At 39.4% G+C, this 20,208-nt stretch carries 21 protein-coding genes; 16 read left to right on the forward strand and 5 right to left on the reverse strand.

Annotated elements, in window-relative coordinates:
* Positions 1 to 277: 277 nt before the first annotated feature.
* Positions 278 to 403 carry a hypothetical protein gene (locus BDD30_RS24815; RefSeq protein WP_282958055.1) on the forward strand — a complete coding sequence of 42 codons (126 nt, stop codon included), beginning with the start codon at positions 278 to 280 and terminating at the stop codon, positions 401 to 403.
* Here the strand turns inward: BDD30_RS24815 and BDD30_RS19170 are convergent.
* Entirely contained in the window at positions 367 to 1,380 is a 1,014-nt protein-coding gene (locus BDD30_RS19170) for a HoxN/HupN/NixA family nickel/cobalt transporter (protein WP_015834518.1), read from the reverse strand. The genes BDD30_RS24815 and BDD30_RS19170 overlap by 37 nt on opposite strands.
* A 307-nt stretch (positions 1,381 to 1,687) precedes the next feature.
* On the opposite strand from BDD30_RS19170, the gene BDD30_RS19175 reads away from it, so the two are divergent.
* The 7 genes from BDD30_RS19175 to BDD30_RS19205 all read left to right on the forward strand — a co-directional run bounded on the left by BDD30_RS19175 (position 1,688) and on the right by BDD30_RS19205 (position 7,233).
* Positions 1,688 to 1,990, forward strand: a complete 303-nt coding sequence (locus BDD30_RS19175; RefSeq protein ID WP_015834517.1) for an urease subunit gamma — start codon at positions 1,688 to 1,690, stop codon at positions 1,988 to 1,990.
* A gap of 82 nt (positions 1,991 to 2,072) precedes the next feature.
* Positions 2,073 to 2,459 (forward strand): urease subunit beta, encoded by a 387-nt coding sequence (locus BDD30_RS19180; RefSeq protein ID WP_015834516.1) that lies wholly within the window; start codon positions 2,073 to 2,075, stop codon positions 2,457 to 2,459.
* 77 nt (positions 2,460 to 2,536) lie between these two features.
* Positions 2,537 to 4,252 (forward strand): urease subunit alpha, encoded by a 1,716-nt coding sequence (locus BDD30_RS19185; protein ID WP_041381901.1) that lies wholly within the window; start codon positions 2,537 to 2,539, stop codon positions 4,250 to 4,252.
* 51 nt (positions 4,253 to 4,303) lie between these two features.
* Positions 4,304 to 4,900 (forward strand): urease accessory protein UreE, encoded by a 597-nt coding sequence (locus tag BDD30_RS19190; protein ID WP_015834514.1) that lies wholly within the window; start codon positions 4,304 to 4,306, stop codon positions 4,898 to 4,900.
* A complete protein-coding gene (locus tag BDD30_RS19195) occupies positions 4,897 to 5,583 on the forward strand; it encodes an urease accessory protein UreF (RefSeq protein WP_015834513.1) in 687 nt (228 codons plus the stop codon). The genes BDD30_RS19190 and BDD30_RS19195 overlap by 4 nt, the downstream gene beginning before the upstream one ends.
* Positions 5,584 to 5,635: 52 nt before the next feature.
* The gene (ureG, locus tag BDD30_RS19200) at positions 5,636 to 6,271 is read left to right on the forward strand and encodes an urease accessory protein UreG (RefSeq protein WP_015834512.1); all 636 of its coding nucleotides are present in this window, start codon (positions 5,636 to 5,638) and stop codon (positions 6,269 to 6,271) included.
* Positions 6,268 to 7,233 carry an urease accessory protein UreD gene (locus tag BDD30_RS19205; RefSeq protein ID WP_015834511.1) on the forward strand — a complete coding sequence of 322 codons (966 nt, stop codon included), beginning with the start codon at positions 6,268 to 6,270 and terminating at the stop codon, positions 7,231 to 7,233. Before ureG ends, BDD30_RS19205 begins: the two co-directional genes overlap by 4 nt.
* Before the next feature lie 349 nt (positions 7,234 to 7,582).
* On the opposite strand, the gene BDD30_RS23265 is transcribed toward BDD30_RS19205, so the two are convergent.
* The 4 genes from BDD30_RS23265 to fnr all read right to left on the reverse strand — a co-directional run bounded on the left by BDD30_RS23265 (position 7,583) and on the right by fnr (position 10,586).
* Positions 7,583 to 7,852 carry a hypothetical protein gene (locus tag BDD30_RS23265; RefSeq protein WP_041381900.1) on the reverse strand — a complete coding sequence of 90 codons (270 nt, stop codon included), beginning with the start codon at positions 7,850 to 7,852 and terminating at the stop codon, positions 7,583 to 7,585.
* Between the two features lie 74 nt (positions 7,853 to 7,926).
* A complete protein-coding gene (locus BDD30_RS19215) occupies positions 7,927 to 8,448 on the reverse strand; it encodes a class I SAM-dependent methyltransferase (RefSeq protein ID WP_158307067.1) in 522 nt (173 codons plus the stop codon).
* A gap of 310 nt (positions 8,449 to 8,758) precedes the next feature.
* Complete coding sequence (uspE, locus tag BDD30_RS19220) at positions 8,759 to 9,703, reverse strand: universal stress protein UspE (protein WP_015834508.1); 945 nt, start codon at positions 9,701 to 9,703, stop codon at positions 8,759 to 8,761.
* Positions 9,704 to 9,830: 127 nt separating this feature from the next.
* Positions 9,831 to 10,586, reverse strand: coding sequence for a fumarate/nitrate reduction transcriptional regulator Fnr (gene fnr, locus BDD30_RS19225; protein ID WP_015834507.1), 756 nt, complete (start codon positions 10,584 to 10,586; stop codon positions 9,831 to 9,833).
* A 914-nt stretch (positions 10,587 to 11,500) separates the two neighbouring features.
* On the opposite strand from fnr, the gene upp reads away from it, so the two are divergent.
* The 8 genes from upp to BDD30_RS19265 all read left to right on the forward strand — a co-directional run bounded on the left by upp (position 11,501) and on the right by BDD30_RS19265 (position 20,026).
* A complete protein-coding gene (gene upp, locus BDD30_RS19230) occupies positions 11,501 to 12,157 on the forward strand; it encodes a uracil phosphoribosyltransferase (RefSeq protein WP_015834505.1) in 657 nt (218 codons plus the stop codon).
* 171 nt (positions 12,158 to 12,328) lie between these two features.
* Positions 12,329 to 12,553 carry a tautomerase PptA gene (pptA, locus tag BDD30_RS19235; RefSeq protein WP_015834504.1) on the forward strand — a complete coding sequence of 75 codons (225 nt, stop codon included), beginning with the start codon at positions 12,329 to 12,331 and terminating at the stop codon, positions 12,551 to 12,553.
* A 49-nt stretch (positions 12,554 to 12,602) separates the two neighbouring features.
* Positions 12,603 to 13,271: an HAD family hydrolase gene (locus BDD30_RS19240; RefSeq protein ID WP_015834503.1), complete on the forward strand. Its 669-nt coding sequence runs from the start codon at positions 12,603 to 12,605 to the stop codon at positions 13,269 to 13,271.
* Positions 13,268 to 13,744 carry a DMT family transporter gene (locus BDD30_RS19245; protein ID WP_015834502.1) on the forward strand — a complete coding sequence of 159 codons (477 nt, stop codon included), beginning with the start codon at positions 13,268 to 13,270 and terminating at the stop codon, positions 13,742 to 13,744. Before BDD30_RS19240 ends, BDD30_RS19245 begins: the two co-directional genes overlap by 4 nt.
* Complete coding sequence (locus tag BDD30_RS19250) at positions 13,744 to 14,181, forward strand: DMT family transporter (protein ID WP_015834501.1); 438 nt, start codon at positions 13,744 to 13,746, stop codon at positions 14,179 to 14,181. The genes BDD30_RS19245 and BDD30_RS19250 overlap by 1 nt, the downstream gene beginning before the upstream one ends.
* A 29-nt stretch (positions 14,182 to 14,210) precedes the next feature.
* Positions 14,211 to 15,389 carry a questin oxidase family protein gene (locus BDD30_RS19255; protein WP_015834500.1) on the forward strand — a complete coding sequence of 393 codons (1,179 nt, stop codon included), beginning with the start codon at positions 14,211 to 14,213 and terminating at the stop codon, positions 15,387 to 15,389.
* A gap of 38 nt (positions 15,390 to 15,427) precedes the next feature.
* Positions 15,428 to 15,829: an NUDIX hydrolase gene (locus BDD30_RS19260; RefSeq protein WP_015834499.1), complete on the forward strand. Its 402-nt coding sequence runs from the start codon at positions 15,428 to 15,430 to the stop codon at positions 15,827 to 15,829.
* A 342-nt stretch (positions 15,830 to 16,171) separates the two neighbouring features.
* On the forward strand, positions 16,172 to 20,026 hold the full coding sequence (locus tag BDD30_RS19265; RefSeq protein WP_015834498.1) for an amino acid adenylation domain-containing protein: 3,855 nt from the start codon (positions 16,172 to 16,174) through the stop codon (positions 20,024 to 20,026).
* The last annotated feature ends 182 nt before the right edge of the window (positions 20,027 to 20,208 follow it).

The raw sequence follows: 20,208 nt of genomic DNA on the forward strand, positions 1-20,208 counted from the left end.
TATTATAGCCTTTCTCACAATGATATCATCAGTAATACAAATGCTATCATTATGTCGCGAGTATAACAATATTTCTGGGTGGTAATACACCCAATAGATTTCGAGTTGCAGCGCGGCGGCAAGTGAACGCATCCCCAGGCGCATAGATAACTATGTGACTGGTGAGTGAAAGCAGCTAACAAAGCAGCAATTTGAAAGATGAAGGGTATATACCCAATGGATTTCAAGATGCATCGCGACGGCCAAGGAGCGGATCCCCGGGAGCATAGATAACTCTGTGACCGGGGTGAGTGAGTGCAGCCAACAAAGAGGCAACTTGAAAGATGACGGGTATACACCACACACATGTAAAGAATTTTGTATTGGTTACTTAATCTCCAGCGTGTCGTATCCCTTCCAGTGATAATTCATCACTGATAATGTCCAGAACAAAATGAAAATTCCAACGACCCAAAAACCAACGTTACCCATATTGTCATTTAATGCGCCAATGGTGTCCCAGAAAATGCCATGTAAATCCCACTGTTCGGCGATCAGTCCGAGCGCTTCCAGTCCGCCGATGAACAAGGCTACGGCGACGGAAGCAGCAGTAATCGTCATGTTGTAGTAGATCTTGCGCGTTGGCTGGGAAAAAGCCCAGCCATAAGCCCCCACCATGATGAAATTATCCAGTGAGTCGATGAGCGCCATCCCGCTGGCAAATAGGGCAGGAAAGACCATTATTGACCACAGCGGAAGTCCACTGAGAGAGCCAGCAGCGGATATACTTAACAGCCCAACTTCGGTAGCGGTGTCGAAACCCAATCCAAACAGAAAACCAACCAAATACATATGCCAGCTTTTGTTTACCAGTCGGAATACTGAATGGAATAGGCGGGTCATTATTCCTCCTGGTGTTGCTTCTAATCCGGTTAAATCACTTTTAGCCAGATCTCTTCCGCGTTTGATCTCCTGAAACTTCTGATAGACGCTTTTTAGTATCAGTAAATTAATCAGCGCAATTACCAGCAGAAAACAGGCAGAAACTGCGGTACCAATAATACCGCCGTAGTCATGGACCCAACCTATCTGATCTTTAAAAGCCATTGAGGTCAGGACGATGGCAAGGCAGGCCAAAATGACAATGGTAGAGTGTCCCAGGGAAAAGAAAGCGCCGACCGCAATAGATGATTTGCCTTGCTGCATCAGTTTGCGGGTGACGTTATCAATCGCTGCAATATGATCGGCATCCACTGCATGGCGTAGACCATAACCGTAAGCCAACAGAGCGGCTCCCATCATTACGGCATGATGACGGAAAGCAATAAATGCCCAAATCCAAGCAAGTATGTTGGCAGCAACCAGAACAACAAGAAGAGAAAGCGCGCGTTTTTTATGCATATAAGAGACCTATCAATATTAAACCCGCTTGCGGGTGATTTCTAAGAGACAAAAACAGCCAGTATCCTCTGTACGCAATAATGTACGGTCTTCTGCTAAACCATAATAATAGTCAACTTGTAATATTACCTTGGATAAACTTAAATAAGAGGTAAGAGGACTAACTTGTTTTAAGGAGAATATCTTAATTGACATAATATGATTCTTATGTCAAAACTTTTTTTCTAAAGGATATATGAGCCAGTATTCAGAATTGTTTTGACATAATATTGTAACTGTATGGAATAACCAATTATTAGGGGGTTTTATGCAATTAACGCCAAGAGAAATTGAGAAACTCATGGTATATACATTGGCTGATGTTGCATTAAAGCGTAAGTCTCGTGGCTTAAAACTCAATTACCCTGAAGCTGTCGCTATTATTACCGCGGCTGCCTTGGAAGGGGCTAGAGAGGGAAAAACGTTAGAAGAAGTCATGAATGATTCAAGGCACGTCCTAACTAAAGAAGATGTTATGGATGGTGTGGCTGATCTCATTCCACATGTGCAGGTTGAAGCAATATTTACTGATGGTAGCCGCCTGGTGACGGTACATGATCCTATTCAATGATTTTTGGAATAGCAGGAAAAGTTATCCAGACAGAATATTAATTTATGGTCTTGACTCACGTCTATAACGTAGAGATTTTCCGATGAAAAATAATAAAGAAGATATTATTCCATTAGGGGGATATATTCTTGCTAAAGACCCAATCTCCTTTAATGAGGATTGCTCGGCTATTCAATTAAGAGTTCGTAATTCAGGTGATCGTCCTATTCAGGTAGGATCTCATTTTCATTTTTTTGAGGTGAACAAAGCCCTGCAATTCAATCGCGCAGCGGCGTTTGGTAAACGACTCAATATCACCGCCACAACGGCAATTCGTTTTGAACCCGGCGATGAAATCGAAGTGTCTCTGATCCCGATTGGTGGGAAACAAAATGTTTATGGATTTAATAACTTAGTCGATGGTTGGGCAGGTAAACGCCTTGTTGCTACTGATGAGCATATAGAGGAAACATGGCTACATGCCGGGTAATAGAATAGAACGAAGTTATAAAATTATTGAATAACTTCAAGATAGGTCGAAAATTTTTCGAACAAAGGAATAAAACTATGCCAACCATTTCCCGGCAGGAATATGTGGGTCTTTTTGGTCCGACTATCGGCGACAAGATTCGCTTGGGTGATACCAATCTGTTTGTTGAAATTGAAAAAGATCTGCGTGGTTATGGTGATGAGTCGGTCTACGGCGGGGGTAAATCGCTGCGTGATGGCATGGGTGCAGATAACCGTATGACTAGTGCGAATGTACTGGATTTGGTGATTACCAACGTCACTATTTTGGATGCGCGCCAAGGTGTCATTAAAGCCGATGTCGGTATAAAAGATGGCCGCATTGTCGGGATAGGTAAAAGTGGTAATCCCAGTATGATGAATGGGGTGACACCCGGTATGGTGGTGGGGGTCAGTACTGATGCAATATCCGGCGAGCATCTGATCCTCACGGCAGCAGGCATTGATACCCATATTCATTTTATTTCTCCCCAACAAGCTGAACATGCTTTGTCCAATGGTGTGACAACTTTCTTTGGTGGTGGCGTTGGCCCCACTGATGGGACTAACGGAACGACTATCACAGCGGGTCCGTGGCATATTCACCGTATGTTACGTGCTTTTGAAAGTTTGCCGGTTAACGTAGGCATTTTGGGAAAAGGCCATGCTGCGGTGGCTATGCCATTGGTGGAGCAGATTAAGGCCGGCGTTGCCGGGCTAAAAGTGCATGAAGATTGGGGAGCAACCAATTCTGCATTGCGTCATGCCTTGCGAGTGGCGGATGAAATGGATATTCAGGTGGCAGTACATACCGACAGTTTGAATGAAGGTGGTTATGTTGAGGACACGATTGATGCTTTTGAAGGACGCACCATTCATACTTTTCACACGGAAGGCGCTGGCGGCGGGCATGCACCAGATATTATTAAAGTTGCCAGCCAGATGAATGTGTTACCCAGTTCCACCAATCCCACGTTGCCTTACGGTATCAATAGTCAAGCAGAACTGTTTGATATGATTATGGTTTGCCATAATCTTAATCCCAATGTGCCGGCGGATGTTGCCTTTTCTGAGAGCCGAGTGCGTTCGGAAACTATTGCCGCGGAAAATGTCTTACATGACATGGGGGTATTGTCGATGTTCTCCAGTGACTCTCAGGCAATGGGGCGAGTAGGAGAGAATTGGCTGCGAGTGATGCAAACTGCCCATGCCATGAAAGCCGCACGTGGTAAGCTGCCGGAAGATGCTGCGGGTAACGATAATTTCCGCGTATTACGTTACGTTGCCAAAATTACGATTAATCCGGCGATCGCGCAGGGGATAAGCCACGTACTTGGTTCAGTCGAAGTAGGAAAGATGGCTGATCTTGTGTTGTGGGAACCGCGTTTCTTCGGCGCAAAACCTAAGTTGGTTATCAAAGGCGGTATGATTAACTGGGCAGTAATGGGTGACCCGAATGCTTCATTGCCGACACCCCAGCCGACATTTTATCGCCCGATGTTTGGCGCATTAGGCAAAACGCTTCAGGAAACTTGTGTCACTTTTGTATCCCAGGCGGCAATGGAACAAGGGGTAAAAGAGCAGCTTGGTTTAGAGCGCCAGGTTATGGCAGTGCGCAATTGTCGGGCTATCTCTAAGCAAGATATGGTACGTAATGCCGAAACGCCAACCATTGAAGTGGATGCTGAAACCTTTGCCGTCAAGGTGAATGGTGAATATGCCACCGTGAAACCGGTCAGGACAGTTGCGCTAAATCAGCGCTATTTCTTTAGTTAATATATTTTTTGCTTGAAAGATGAAGGGCATACATGTTCAGAGGATTATCTGATGATTATTATTGAGCATATTCTTGGTAATGCCAAAAAAGATGTTTTCTGGCGAGATCGCTTGCAAGGGATTTCACCGGATATCTTAGTACTTTCGCAATGGGAAGCGCAAAAGAGCCGTTGCCGTAAATCCACGCTTAATGGATTGGATTTGGGTATTTCCCTTGATCGTAATCAGGTATTGTCTGATGGCGATATTTTGTTGTGGGATGAAGCCAAAGGATTAGCGGTTATTGTGCAGATGAGTTTACGTGATGTGATGGTTATTCATCTGAAGTCATTATTGTCAGTGGATTCAGAAACGATAATGAAAACCAGTTTTGAACTGGGTCACGCCTTAGGTAACCAACATTGGAAATCAGTGATTAAAAATAACCAGATTTATATTCCGCTGACCGTATCAACTAAGGTAATGGATTCAGTCATGAAAACTCATGGTTTTCATGCATTACCTTATTCTTTTGTCAAAGGCGAAGAAATCTTGCCTTCTCTTAACAACTCCGAAGCTCGCTTATTATTTGGTGGTGCTGAGGATTCCGCAACACACGTTCATGTCGATAACACATTTCTCAACCAGCATGTGATTAAACTGAAATGAATGCTCTCCGCTTAATCAGAATCATGCAATTTGCGGATTCAGTGTTGCCTGTTGGTGCGTTTTCTTTCTCAAACGGTTTGGAATCCGCTATTCAAAGTAAAATCGTATATGACGTGGCGACGCTCAGCGAATTTACCCGGACAGCGCTGTTACAGGCCATTAGCTGTGATGGTCGTGCGGTTGCTGCTGCTTGTCAGGCATTGAATAGTGGACAGCATGATGCCGTTATCTCTCATGATTGGGCAGTGCTTAACCGCAAATTGAATGAAGAAAGTCGCACTATGGTAACGCGGATGGGGAAAAAGTTAGCAGAAATGGCTGTTGAGGTAACGGGTGAGTCGTTGATTGCATGGTGGCTGGCACAAATAAAGAGCGATATTACTGCCGGTACCTATCCGATTACCTTGGCGGTAGTCATGAGTGCATTGGGTGCTACTCCGCGTGAAGTGATCGTGATGCATCAATATGGTGTTGCAATGACAATACTCAGTGCGGCCATACGTCTAATGCGTGTTACCCATATTGAGATTCAACGTATTTTGTTCTTATTGAATCAGGATATTGAGCAGTTTTGTGACGAGGCGGAAAAAGGGGGAATTGAGCAGATGACATCTTATGCGCCTGTGACTGATGTACTGGCAGCATTACATGTTAGCGCTTTTACCCGGTTATTCAGTAACTAACCTGATCCCGATATCGTTTTAAACTACGTCTTAATCGTGTGAGGAAATTCCTGTGAAAAAAATTACCCGTATTGGTATTGGTGGTCCTGTCGGTTCAGGTAAGACTGCCATTATTGAAGTTATCACACCTATTTTGATCCAGCACGGAATAAAACCGCTGATTATTACCAACGATATTGTCACGACTGAGGATGCCAAACAGGTCAAGCGGACACTGAAAGGCATTTTGGATGAGGAGAAAATACTGGGTGTAGAAACCGGTGCTTGTCCTCACACCGCAGTACGCGAAGATCCCAGTATGAATATTGCTGCGGTGGAGGAAATGGAAGCGCGTTTTCCTGACAGCGATGTCGTGTTGATTGAAAGTGGTGGTGATAATCTAACCCTGACTTTTAGTCCTGCATTGGCCGACTTTTATATTTATGTGATTGATGTGGCTGAAGGGGAGAAAATCCCACGTAAGAATGGCCCTGGTTTGGTTCAGGCCGATATTTTGGTGATCAATAAAATCGATTTGGCACCTTATGTCGGTGCTAGCCTGGCGGTAATGGAGAGTGACACTCAGGTAGTACGCGGTCAGCGTCCCTATATCCTCACGAATTGCAAAACCGGTGAAGGTGTTGAAGCGTTGGTAAATATGATTATGCGTGATTTTCTGTTTACTCATGCACTACAGGCGACACAATGACGTCTACCGGCTTGCAGCAAAATGCCAGTGAAGCACGTCAACGCGTTCATGATCTTGGTGTCAATGCCCCGGAATTTGCATTGTTTCAGGATGAACCTCCGCAGATGGCAAGTGGTGATGTGGGTAAAAGTGGTTATTTACGATTGGGGTTTGCCCAGCGTGGGGAACGTAGTATTTTGGCTCAGATGGAACGTCAGGTTCCTTATCTGGTACAGCGGGCGTTATATTGGGATGAAGCACTACCACAAATGCCATGTGTATTTATGATCTCCACATCGGGATGTATATTGCAAGGAGATCGGTTGGCGCTGGATATTCATGTTGCTCAGGATGCATTTGGTCATGTCACCACCCAATCGGCGACCAAAATCCATTCGATGGTAAATAACTACGCGGCGCAGGCACAAACCATTCAGATAGAGCGGGGAGGCTATCTGGAAATGGTGCCTGATCCGGTGATACCTCACAGCGGTTCTCGGTTTATCACTGATACTCAGATAGTTATCCATCCAACGGCAACGCTGATTTATTCTGAGATAATTATGTCAGGCCGTAAATATCACCTAGCGGATCAGGGATTTAAATTTGATGTTTACTCATCACGTATTACGGCAACTGATTCCGATGACAAGATATTATTTGCAGAGCGTTATGTACTGCAACCCAAAAAACAACCGCTGAACAACGTAGGGGTGATGGGGCCATTTCATGTGTTTGGTAACGTAATCCTGTTGACACCTCAAATTCATCACGATCGTATTCTGATGCGCATCACACCGCAGTATGATGCTGAAATGGGTATAGCCAGCGGTGTTAGCCGCTTACCTAATCAATGTGGCCTGATTTTTAAGGCGCTGGGGAAAGAAACTCATCAAGTTAAAGCCAGTATCCGTCTTTTCTGGCGTATAGCACGGGAGGAGATCCTTGGTGTTACACTGCCTGAGCCATTTATTTGGCGATGAAATCCAGGACAAAAATCTGGTTTTGGGTTTCATCGCTAAATAACAAGGCCATAAAAATTTTTTGTTTAATGAGGGGAAATTTAGAAAATTTTATTGTTTCCTCTTTTCTCTAAAAATCTTATTTTTTGAAATATTATTAGTCCCATGATAATAAGATTAGAAGAGAAAAATGACACTATACCTGTTATCTTTCAAGTTGCCTCTTTGTTGGCTGCGTTCACTCACCCCAGTCACATAGTTATCTATGCTCCTGGGGATTCATTCACTTGCCGCCGCGCTGCAACTCGAAATCTATTGGGTATAAAATATGGCACATATTAAAAAAAATTCAAAAACATTATGATTTCTTTCATTTTTTAGCCTTTAAAATTAATGCATGGGAAAACTGCTGTACAAACAGAGGAAGATGCCTTTCTTTCCTCAAAAAAGAAATTATATCCTCAATTGAGTTTTGTTTTTTTAAAATGCTAGCGAGTATATTTAACCCAAAAATCTCAATTTCATTAAAGCAATTAAATTCTTTCTTTAACGATTTTAAAGACCAAAAAACGGCAGGTGAGCAAGACTTTCTTTTTTTTATATTGTTCCGTATATCATACCCGCTTTTTATACCCTTCATCCTTCAAGTTGCTGCTTTGTTGGCTGCTTTCACTCACCCCAGTCACATAGTTATCTATGCTCCTGGGGATTCGTTCACTTGCCGCCGCGCTGCAACTTGAAATCTATTGGGTATATATTGAAAGATTTGCCGGAAAGTAACCTTTTTATAGCAAAGCGACTGTATACCATAATAAATAGATTACCACCGGGTTTGAGTGTTCTCCACATTTCCTGTATGGCATCATTGTAATTAATAATGTGAGAAAAGACACCGTTTAGCGAAATGATGTTATCAACGGAATTGTCCTTTATATAGGGCATTTTTGAGCAATCACCATGAATAAAATGGCATTCTGGATATTTATTCTTTGCTATTTCTAACATGTTTTTTGAAATATCGATGCCTGTATATTGACAAGGAATATCTTTCATAAGATATCTTGCCAATCCAGTACCACAACCACAGTCTAGTACACTGCTAAATGGAATGACTAATTTAGAAATAATATCTTTAATAATTTCATCTTCCGCCAAGCTTATGTTGTCATTGTAAAAATAATCATAATTATTTGCTAAATTATCATAATATCTTTCTGTATCTTCTAAATTATTCATTAATTTAATTTCCCCCATTAAAATTTTTATTTATCAATTGGTTATAAAAATCCCCTAGTTTTTTCAACGGCTAAAGCCTTACTTACTTCACCTGAAGCTAACGCCGATCTAACTTTACGAATTGTTGACCTAAGATAGAACTTTCCTCTTCCAGTCTGATGTTCTCCTGTAAGGTATGCTCGAATTATCCTCCCCCAATTGTTGATTAGGATGACGTTTGCGGTGCGTCTGTCTGGTCGAGGAATTGGCAGTAACCAGAACAGACAGATAAGCACCTTACGCGTTTAGATTGCTATCATTTTAGTACTATTTATTCTTTGGCTGCTTTAATTGGACATTCAAAACCATCTGGTTTGATGGCCAGAAGGTCACATTTTAGATGGTCGATCACATGTTCTGCGGTATTTCCCAGAAAAGCCGCTGACAGTCCTGTTCTGCCAAGAATACCGAGAACAACGATACCAGCACTCATTTCATCACACATTCCAGGAATAACCCGTTCCGGTAGCCCTTCATGAACGTGAGTATATTTTTCATCAATGCAGAATTTCTGGCGAAGTTCTTTCATGGCGATAAGGTGCTGACCACGTAGTGCATTGTTATAAACGCTTGGATCGAAATCCGGCAGTTCAACACTAATATTCAGCGGTGCTACAGGATAAGCGCTGACTAAATGAATTTCTGGGTTTTTCACTATCTGATTTGCCAGGTCCTGGGTTTCCCTGACGAGTTTCAAGTTCAATTCATGATGGTATGACTCTTCATCAGATAGGTTAACCGCGACCAGAACAGAGCCTTGATCTGGCCATACCTGGTCCTTTACCATCCATACCGGACATGGGCATTTGCGTAATAACTGCCAGTCAAGTGGGGTGAAAATCAAAGATCCCAGCTTGTCATGTTTGAGTGTCATCTTCAGAAGCAAATCATGTTTATCAGCAATGACTTCCTGAATGATCGCTTCGTAGGGCCGATTGTGCCATACCACTTTTATTTCAATATCAATGCCGGCTTCCAGATAGTAGTGAGCTTGCTGTTTAAGCCAGGCTATGTGCTGGTTGGTCACACCTTGACGCATAGCACTAGCTTCTTCAGGGGAAAGCAAAGTGGTCATTTCATAGGATAGATCATAAACAGGCAAGAAGGCTTTAATCCGGCCACCGTTACGTTGCACGATATAAACTGCACGTCTTAATGCCGGTTGATCGTCCTGCCTTGGGTCAATTGCAACTAAGAGGTTTTGATAGTTTGCCATAATGGTTCCTCACAGAGGCTAGACAAAATATTCTTCAATCTTCAATACTAAAGATAAACCAAGATAAGCAAACCGGACAGGTCAGTGGTGAACCAGATCAACAAAATAAGATGATCTGGCTTAAAGATCAGGAAATTGAGACAGATTTTTTTCCAGCTAAATCAGATAATGCATCCATATTTTCAATAGTGATGTATTTACCTTTTACGCCAAGAGTACCATTTTTTTGGAAACGTCCAAGCAGACGACTGATTGTTTCAACGGTTAAACCGAGATAATTACCAATATCACTGCGGGTCATGGTTAAACGGAATTCTCTAGGTGAAAAACCGCGCTGAGCGAAACGGCGGGAAAGGTTATAGATAAATGCCGCCAATCGTTCTTCAGCATTTTTCTTGGACAACAACAGTATCATTTCTTGATCGCCTTTAATTTCCCCACTCATCAGGCGCATCATTTGTTGGCGGAGATTAGGCATTTTACCCGACAGATCATCCAATGTTTCGAATGGGATTTCACAAACCATTGATGTTTCCAGGGCTTGTGCAAAACTTGGATGCTGAGTATTCAGGATGGCATCAAAACCCACTAAATCCCCAGCGAGATGGAAGCCGGTAATTTGTTCATCACCTTCTTCAGTGATGGTGTAGCTTTTAATTGTTCCAGAACGGATAGCATAAAGAGATTTCAACTCGTCGCCTGCTTTAAACAGGGTTTGTCCTTTCTGGATGGGTTTTTTACGCTCAATGATATTATCGAGCTGATCAAGCTCGTGCTCATTCAGGGTGAAAGGGATGCACAGCTGGTTAATGCTGCAATCCTGGCAGTGGATCGCACAACCACCGGACTGGATTCGTCGAATAACACGTTTTTCCTGGATCATATGGCATGCTCGTTAGAAATATTGATATGGCTCAACTTTAGCATCTCTTTATGATTCTGGTAAGAGCTATAATAGTTTTCTGCAATTTATTTGAGAAAATGTATTACCCTTTATCTTAGCGATAAGAAATTATCACATTAAATTATTACGTGGCGTAGAGTTGATGTTTGGTCGTTGTCATAACAAAACGGTATTCAATATCAGCGGCTTGAATTTGGTAAGGGGTTAAGTAGGGTAGGACAAACTTCTCGACGCTGAAGGAAAGCAAGGCGTTGTGGTATTGATTAAAATGTTGCAATTCGTTCATTAATGTTTGTAATATTATCGACAATATCCAGCCTATCTCTCAGTCAGTGAGGAAAAAGCGGATAGCAGTTATCTTTTAGCGTCTATCTATTTTTTTATTTTTCTGATAAATCAGATGATGAATCCTATAAAGGATTATAGAGAAATAAGACAAATCAGAAAATAGGGTTTAAATTTAAACACATTATTTTTGATTTTATTGTTAAATACAACTATTTAAATAATAGAATAGCAATATATAACACGAATACCGTAGATTCTGGCTATTGCATTAAAAAAATAGATATGAGAGTTTATCTTTCAATCGATATATGATGTTCTAAATGTGTAGTGGTAGAATGAGGTAAAAGCACAATGAATAAATTCTGCTAAACACTCTCTCTATAAAATCGACACTAGATATTCACCCAGAAATAGGTTCGGTTTTTAAAGTACACTGTTGAAACGTCAAAATATACCAAAATATCTGTCTTATGTTACCTGATTGCGCCTGTAACTACAGAAAACACCCCGGGAGCATAGATAACGATGTGACTGGGGTGAGTGAACGCAGCCAACAAAGTAGCAACTTGAAGGATAAAGGGTATAAACATTAATTTGGAGTTATCATGGATAATTATAAGAACGTACATGTTTTGCCGAAAAGTCAGTATTTGACTTCGTTGCATACAAAAGCGCGTAATCGTAAAGCCGAACAATCGGAGTTTGTGTTTTATTCTGATCGTATCATTCGTTTATTATTAGAGGCGGCATCTGAATTGCTACCCTATACCTCTCATAATATTCAAACCCCAATTGGGGATATTTATAACGGAACTATTTTAAACACTAAAATTTGTGGTGTTTCGATAATACGTGCGGGAGAAAGTATAGAAGGTGAATACCGAAGAATGTATCCTGATTTTCCAACGGGGAAAATTCTTATTCAAAGAGATAAATTAACAAAACTTCCTCACTATTATTATTCCAACTTACCTGATGATATTGCGCAGAGAACTATTTTACTTTTTGAGCCTATGCTGGCTACGGGAGGATCATTAGCTAAGGCTATAGATTTATTAAAGGAAAAAGGGGTGTCTGAAAATAATATTATTATTGTTAATTTTCTTGCTTCTCCTGTTGGTCTTCAAAGGATCATGGCATCATACCCTAAAATTCAACTTGTTACTTCTTCAATTGAGAATGGGCTTAATAAAGATGCTTTTATGAATCCAGGTATCGGTGATTTTGGTGATCGCTATTTTGGAACCTATCAACCATCGTGAATACGATATAACAGAAGTAGATTAATTATACCCAATAGATTTCAAGTTGCAGCGCGGCGGCAAGTGAACGAATCCCCAGGAGCATAGATAACTATGTGACTGGGGTGAATGAACGCAGCCAATAAAGCAGCAACTTGAAGGATGAAGGGTATATATCTTTGAGGATTACCTATGCCACATATTAGTATAAAACATTTTCCTGTCTATCTTTCACAAGAAGATAAAGATACCTTATCTTTAGAATTGATTAAGGTGGTAAAAAAAATGTTTAATTGCAAAGAGGATGTTATTTCCATTTCATTAGAGCCAATCGAAAAAGACAAATGGAATGAAAAGGTTTATTCCCCTGAAATTAAGTTTAAAAAAAATTTTTTGATTAAATCTCCAAATTACTAAGTGAGTATTTTTTCATTTTTATAATTGATGATCTTTTAAAGGTGTTTTAATGAGAAAAATACTTATCTTCGATTTGGACGGTACATTGTTTGATACCTCTCGAGCAATAGTGGAAACGTTCAATGTTGTTTTTAACGTGTTAAATATTCCATTATCGGGAGATGAAAACATTCGCACTACGATTGGGCTACCTTTAGAGAAAGCATTTGCAACTCTTTTAAATATATCTCCTGAAGAGGCGTTAATCTCTAAAGCTGTTGAACAATATCAATTGCAGTATCGTTTATGTATTCTGCCGAAAGCAAAGGAATTGTTATTTCCTGGTGTTGCAGATGGATTAATGACTTTAAATAAATGGGGAATAAAGCTATCAGTAGCGACCAGCAAATTTACAGCAAGTGCAACAGCATTACTTCAGGCTGCGGGTATAGACGCTGTGTTTGATAGGGTAATTGGTGCTGATCATGTTTCAAAACCTAAACCTGATCCAGAATCAGGTAGGAAAATCTTGGAATACTATGATGCTATGCCAGAGATGGCGGTCATGGTAGGTGATACAACTCACGATATTTATATGGCGAATTCAGTTGGTATGCGATCAATCGCGGTGACATATGGTATACATAATGTCTGTACGTTGGAAGAAGCTAAGCCAACTTGGATGGCTAATTGTTTTGATGATGTACTCCGTATTATTGAGGAGAATATGCTTAAGTGATTAATACGATAAGAAATATTTTACTGGCAATTATTGGTGGAAGTCTACTGACGTTGATGATTTACACCAATAGCATTTTGTCGGAAAGTACGACACCCTTTTTTGCATCATGGGTCGCTCATGGTATTGGCGCGATTGTTGCATTGATATTGTATATTATTGTATCTACGCTCTTTTCTAAAACAGAAACGAACGAAAAGAAACAAACGAAATCGAATATTCCTATATGGTTTTATCTCGGTGGTATTCCTGGTGCATTTACTGTTGTGTTAGCGGCGGTTGTTATTAATGGTGGACTACCGTTGTCTAGTACAATTTCATTAGGATTAGTTGGGCAAATATTTTTTGGTCTGGTTGCTGATCATTTTGGACTTTTAGGAACAAGAAAAAGAAAGATAGTGATACAAGATTTATATGTTATTTGCTTCGTTCTATTTGGCAGTATGTTAATTCTATTCGGGGGAAGCAACTAATGTTGAGTTTGATTTTTATTGCCTTATTAAATGGCATATTTATTGCGGCGACAAGAACGATTAATGGACAGTTGAGTGTCTCGATTGGTGCTTTTGGTGCTTCGCTTTGGAATCATATAGGTGGTTTTTTTCTACTAACAGTGATGTTGACGCTTTTATCGAGCTGGCAGTGGAATGAATGGGATTTTAATGCTATCCCAATAGCGGCTTATATGGGTGGAGTGTTTGGTGCTCTGTTTGTGGCAGTAAGTAGCTATATTTTCCCTAAATTAGGTGCGATGAATGCCGCTGTGCTTGTTATTGCAGGGCAAATGTTATCAGCGGTACTGCTTGATTGGCTATATCAGGGTATTACTCCCGGGTTAGTGAGGATTGTTGGAGTACTGTTTGTATTAGTCGGGATTTATCTCACTAGAAAAACGACTGAGTCAAAATAAGAATATAATCATTAACGTAGGGTAAAAAAATGATTGATAAATTACTTAATGATCGTTCATATCATATTGAATTTAACGGCCATCTTACTAATCACATTAAACATGCTGTTATAGCGCTGCATGGTTTAGGGATCAATGCTGGCAGAATTAAAGACTATTATGATAATTATACTAAATTGACGCCCTATGGTATGGGGCTTGAATTACCTAAAACATCAAAACATGTGATAGATAGTACGAACTGGCAACATTTCTTGGGTAAAAGAACAAGTTATTCTTCTTACTGTGATTATTTTGAAGAAGAAATTAAAAACAAAGGGCTTGAACAGGTATTACAAGAACATATGCCGACTCTTTTACCTGGATGGGCTGGTGCATTAACCCACGGTACAATCCATTTAGGTTGGGCATTGGATATCGATCATCCTTGGATGATTATTGAAGGGCTTGCTTATATGGCATTCTCGTATGTTCCTTGCCATTTGGAGAACGCTTTTACTGATAGCTCTCTAAACGATAAGAATGTTTTTGATTCTATATTGAGAATTTCAACATTGTGGGAAAAGAGAAAAGTAGAATTAACTGATTGGGTGAATTCATTGATTGATAATGAAGATTTAGCCGATACTGATTTAATCCATCCTGAATTAAAAAGATCCGGCCTTCAATATCGTATTGCTCGTCTCTTGATGCAAGGTCATCCAGAAATATACCGTTTGCCGGTTTGGATAGAGACACAAAATGTAGAAGAAAGTTGGGCTCAATTGTGCTATGTCGTGACATTGATTTATCTCGCTAAACCCGGTGATTTTTTGCTTCTTCATTTAGTTACTTCGCTGTTTGCAATGAAAAAGATCGCTTCACGTTTGCCAGCTAATGAAAGTAAAAATATTATTAAATGTTATTGGGTTGGTCTGTTATGTATTCTGTTCTCAACAACTGACTTATCGAAGTCGGCTAAATTTTTTGCGCTTAATCAGGTTTATTCTTTCAAGAAAGACGAAATGACTTATTCTCTCTGGGAGCAGGAGTGGGCGCATATTATTGCCAGGGCATTAGAGGAAGAAGAAGAACATAATCCGAAACTTGTTTATGTTATGCATCAATTGTGGAAAGAATACGGTTTAACTATTTATCGGGCAGCAGCAAATCAATTTACAAGTACGCCTTTGCTTCCTCCCTCTTTCGAAGAATTACCGATTGAATAATAGATTGGCCCTTAAGCCTTTATTTAATGGAGATAATAATGAATTGTATAATAGATAAGTTGGCTTGGATTTGTATTAAAGACAGAAAATTACTAATGACAAAATCTAGAGGAAAAGAATTATATTATATCCCAGGTGGTAAGAGAGAAATTGGTGAAGAAGATAAAGATGCTTTGGTGAGAGAAATAAAAGAAGAACTTTCTATTTCAATCCTCGCTGACACAATTAGCTATGTAAAAACATTTGATGCGCAAGCAGATAAAGCTTCCGAAGGTATTATTGTGAAAGTGATTTGTTATCAATCTGAATTTAAAGGAGAAATACGAGCATCATCAGAGATTGAGAAAATAGCATGGATGAACTATGACGATAGGGAAAAGTGTTCTACAGTATCTCAACTAATATTGAAATATTTAAAGAATAATAAATTAATTGATTAATAACTTCATATTGTGATCAGATGCATTCAGATAAATAAATCTGATCACGAAATTACGAATAAATATTTTAATATATCACCAAGGAAAGTCATAACCGTTTTATTTACGGAGAGTATTGAATAATCAAAATTTAAATTTATTAATCTCATCATCTAATAAATTAATTTTTTTAGATAATCTTTAACTCAAAGAATATGTCTTTATTTGACGTCATTTGATTAAATGATTTTAATGAAATATAAGTCATAAATCATGAGTAAAAAGACAATTATAATTTCGTAGATAAAATGTCATTTTTAACTACGGAGACATTTATTTTATTATTATATAAAGTTACTGAAAATGTTAGAAAATAATATTAAACAATGTGATTTAACTACTGATGTTGATCTTAAAGAAAAAGAAATAACGTTGATGGATATGCTTGAGAATCAACTTAAGCGCCAGGCAGATGAGTATGTTGTTATTGATAAAGAAGAATCGCTCAGCTATGTTGACTTCTATTTGAAAGTGAAAGAAATAGGGTATTGTTTGTCAGAAGTTAGCTCAAAGAATTCGGTGGGTGTTGGGCTTTTTTGTGACCCTTCTATAGATTTAATTTGTGGTGCGTGGGGTATTTTATCAGCGGATAAAGCTTATTTGCCATTATCGCCTGATTATCCAGCTGAACGCCTTAAATATATGATAGAAGATTCTGGCATTGATGTGATTTTTGCGCAATCGCATTTAAAAGAGCAGCTACAAGACATTGCACCAAAATCAGTATTAATTGTGACACCGGAAGATGTCGCCATGACGATGAAAACACGAACAATAGATAATATTCTAAACACGACTCAAGTTCCCGAATCTACCAGTCTGGCTTATATTATTTATACCTCTGGTAGTACGGGTAAACCAAAGGGCGTCATGATTGAACATCACAGTATTGTGAATCAAATGAGGTTTCTTGCAAAAACGTTTAGGCTAGGAGCTCACTCGCGGATTTTGCAGAAAACGCCAATGAGTTTTGATGCTGCGCAATGGGAAATTTTAGCACCTGCAATCGGTTGCCAAGTGATTATTGGTCCTTTAGGATGCTATCGTGATCCGGATGCAATTATTAAAACCATTCTTCAGCATCAAGTGACGACTTTGCAATGTGTTCCTACTTTACTGCAAGCATTACTCGATAATCCTAATTTTTTGGATTGCTTATCATTAACTCAAGTATTCAGTGGGGGAGAAGCGCTGACAACCAAATTAGCCGCCCAATTTCTGAATAGTTTTACTCATTGTGAATTAATTAATTTATATGGTCCAACAGAATGTACGATTAATTCATCGTATTTCCGGGTGACAAATGAGACTTTGCCACATTATCAAACGTCTATTTCAATTGGTACACCTGTAGATAATACAGAATACTATGTTCTTGATGAGGACAGATTGCCTGTGGCTGTTGGAGAAGTTGGTGAGCTTTATATTTCAGGTGCTCAGTTAGCACGTGGCTATTTGCACAAACCAGAAATGACAAAAGATAAGTTTATTTTTAATCACCTTGTATCCGGAATTAAACATCAGCAGTTATATAGAACGGGAGATCTGGTGACCAGAGGGGCTGATGGTAATACATATTTTGCTGGTCGGGTTGATAGCCAGGTCAAGTTACGAGGTTACCGTATTGAGCTTGACGAAATACGTCATGCGATTGAAGAGCATAGCTGGATAAAAACGGCGGCAATGTTAATTAAGAAAGATGCCAGAACGGGTTTCCAAAATCTCATCGCCTGTGTGGAATTGGATGAGAAAGAGGCTGCGCTGATGGATCAAGGTAATAGTAGTTCTCATCACAAATCAAAAGCCAATAAACTACAGGTGAAAGCCCAACTTTCTAATTCGGGTTGTCGCAGTGAGGAATTATGTAAAAATCGTACTGAAATCTTACTTCCTTTTAAAGAAGGGGAGAAAAAACAAAGAGAATCTGCATTTGGTCGCAAGACATATCGTTATTTTGAAGGAACAGAAATAACGGTGGAGAAATTAAAAACATGGCTGACAGCCACTAAATCGAATGAAATTTTCTCTTTGCCACTGAGTGATTTAACCCTCAAAGATTTCGGCTATGTGTTGCGTTATTTTGGTCAATTTACCAGTAATCAACGTTTATTGCCCAAATATGCCTATGCTTCACCAGGTGCTCTCTATGCAACGCAAATGTATTTTGAATTGCATAATGTTCTCGGTTTGGATGCGGGAATTTACTATTATCATCCAGTGACACATAAGTTAATAAAAATTTCGACATTGAATTGTCGGCAAAAACCAACGATAAAAGTACATTTTATTGGAAAGCATGAAGCCATTGAACCCGTTTATAAGAACAATATACAAGAAGTTCTGGAAATGGAAGCGGGTCATATGATTGGTCTCTTTGACGATGTATTGCCGGAAATCGGCTTAGGTATTGGTGAAGGTGAGTATCAAACTGAATGCCCTGATTGGTATGATGGTGATATTCAGGATAATTACCTCGGTGCATTTGAAATATGTAGCTATGAAAATAGATTGCGACCATTTGATACTGATATTTATTTACAAACACATGATAATAAAATATCTGAGATGCCGTGTGGTTTATATCACTTTTCTAATGGAGAATTTGTACGAATAAGTAATGATATTGTTCGGAAAAAGGATGTTATCGCGATTAACCAGCAAGTTTATGATCGTTCCAGTTTTGGTGTGTCAATTATTCCACGTTGTGTCCCTGAATGGCATTATTATATTACACTGGGTCGTCGACTACATGCGTTACAAAGTAATCAATTGTGTATTGGATTAATGTCATCAGGTTACAGCTCTAAGAGTAATAATGATTTACCTTCGGCGAAAAGGATGCGATCTATTCTCAATGCACTTGATAGACCCATGGCGGCATTTTATTTCTGCATAGGTGGAGGGATTAGCCAAGAGCAATATACGAGTGAAGGCATGAAAGAGGATATTGTTCATATGAAAGGGCCCGTTGAGATGATTAAAGATGATCTGCATCAACAACTTCCTCAATATATGATTCCAAATAAGGTATTAGTTTTCGATAAATTACCTTTGACGGCTAATGGAAAAGTAGATTACCAGTCTTTGTCGGAATCTAAAGTTATAGAGGATATTTCAACACAGAGACCATTAGTGCCATTACGTACAGATATTGAATTGAGGCTTGGAAAAATTTGGATGGAAGTGATGAAATGGGATTCAGTGTCTGCCCACGATGATTTTTTCGAAAGTGGTGGTAATTCTTTGATGGCGGTTGCTATGGTTAATAAGATCAATGTGGCCTTTAATATTTGTTTTCCGCTACAGATACTTTTTCAATCTCCTAATATAGCAGCATTGGCTAAATGGATTGAACAAGCAGATTCTAAAACAATATCAAGATTAATTTTATTGAATCAAGCAAGTGAGGACCCCATTTACTGCTGGCCAGGTTTGGGTGGATATCCTATGAGTTTGAGGTTGCTTGCCAATAAAGTTGCCCGTGGCAGGGCATTTTATGGAATACAGGCATATGGGATAAATGAGAGTGAAATACCATTTTCATCTATCCAGAAAATGGCACAAGAGGATATTAAAGAGATAAAGAAAATACAGCCAGAAGGGCCATATACATTATGGGGATATTCATTTGGTGCCAGGGTAGCATTTGAGGCTGCGTACCAGCTTGAACAAGCTGGAGAAGAAGTTAAAGTGTTGAACCTGTTAGCACCGGGATCTCCTCATCTTCATATGACGCGAGAGGAATATCATGATAAAGGCGCTGAATTTACTAATCCGGTTTTTGTTCAAATACTTTTTTCTGTGTTTGCCCGTTCGATTAATAGTCCAATGGTTAAAACTTGTTTGGAACAGGTGAATAGTGAAACGACATTCATTAACTTTATATGTAGTCGTTTTAAAAACTTGGCTCCATCATTAATAAAGCGTATCGTTAGGATTGTGACTTTAACTTATGATTTCAAATACAGTGTTGATGAGCTTGATTGCCGACATCTAAAGGCGCCTATCACTATTTTCAAGGCGAATAAAGATAATGATTCATTTATTGAAAAGTCGGACGTGGTTTCATTAATATCTCCTAAAATAATTGAATTAATATCGGATCACTATCAACTGTTGGAAAATGAAGGTGTTGCTGAGATTGGGAAAATAATCTAACTTTTAAATTGCCGGTAATATAAAAATACAATCCGTAAGATTAAATAATAAATATATACCCAATAGATTTCGAGTTGCAGCGCGACGGCAAGGGAACGAATCCCCGGGAGCATAGATAACTCTGTGACCGGGGTGAGTACAGCCAACAAAGAGGCAACTTGAAACATAAACGGGGATAATAT

The organism is Photorhabdus asymbiotica (assembly GCF_003634575.1).
GTDB classification, from domain to species: Bacteria; Pseudomonadota; Gammaproteobacteria; order Enterobacterales; family Enterobacteriaceae; genus Photorhabdus; species Photorhabdus asymbiotica.

Coding starts and splice junctions, on each gene's coding strand:
- BDD30_RS19170 (WP_015834518.1), bottom strand. CDS start 1,380: ATGCATAAAAAACGCGCGCTTTCTCTTCTTGTTGTTCTGGTTGCTGCC.
- BDD30_RS19175 (WP_015834517.1), top strand. CDS start 1,688: ATGCAATTAACGCCAAGAGAAATTGAGAAACTCATGGTATATACATTG.
- BDD30_RS19180 (WP_015834516.1), top strand. CDS start 2,073: ATGAAAAATAATAAAGAAGATATTATTCCATTAGGGGGATATATTCTT.
- BDD30_RS19185 (WP_041381901.1), top strand. CDS start 2,537: ATGCCAACCATTTCCCGGCAGGAATATGTGGGTCTTTTTGGTCCGACT.
- BDD30_RS19190 (WP_015834514.1), top strand. CDS start 4,304: ATGATTATTATTGAGCATATTCTTGGTAATGCCAAAAAAGATGTTTTC.
- BDD30_RS19195 (WP_015834513.1), top strand. CDS start 4,897: ATGAATGCTCTCCGCTTAATCAGAATCATGCAATTTGCGGATTCAGTG.
- BDD30_RS19205 (WP_015834511.1), top strand. CDS start 6,268: ATGACGTCTACCGGCTTGCAGCAAAATGCCAGTGAAGCACGTCAACGC.
- BDD30_RS23265 (WP_041381900.1), bottom strand. CDS start 7,852: ATGAAGGGTATAAAAAGCGGGTATGATATACGGAACAATATAAAAAAA.
- BDD30_RS19215 (WP_158307067.1), bottom strand. CDS start 8,448: ATGAATAATTTAGAAGATACAGAAAGATATTATGATAATTTAGCAAAT.
- uspE (WP_015834508.1), bottom strand. CDS start 9,703: ATGGCAAACTATCAAAACCTCTTAGTTGCAATTGACCCAAGGCAGGAC.
- fnr (WP_015834507.1), bottom strand. CDS start 10,586: ATGATCCAGGAAAAACGTGTTATTCGACGAATCCAGTCCGGTGGTTGT.
- upp (WP_015834505.1), top strand. CDS start 11,501: ATGGATAATTATAAGAACGTACATGTTTTGCCGAAAAGTCAGTATTTG.
- pptA (WP_015834504.1), top strand. CDS start 12,329: ATGCCACATATTAGTATAAAACATTTTCCTGTCTATCTTTCACAAGAA.
- BDD30_RS19240 (WP_015834503.1), top strand. CDS start 12,603: ATGAGAAAAATACTTATCTTCGATTTGGACGGTACATTGTTTGATACC.
- BDD30_RS19250 (WP_015834501.1), top strand. CDS start 13,744: ATGTTGAGTTTGATTTTTATTGCCTTATTAAATGGCATATTTATTGCG.
- BDD30_RS19255 (WP_015834500.1), top strand. CDS start 14,211: ATGATTGATAAATTACTTAATGATCGTTCATATCATATTGAATTTAAC.
- BDD30_RS19260 (WP_015834499.1), top strand. CDS start 15,428: ATGAATTGTATAATAGATAAGTTGGCTTGGATTTGTATTAAAGACAGA.
- BDD30_RS19265 (WP_015834498.1), top strand. CDS start 16,172: ATGTTAGAAAATAATATTAAACAATGTGATTTAACTACTGATGTTGAT.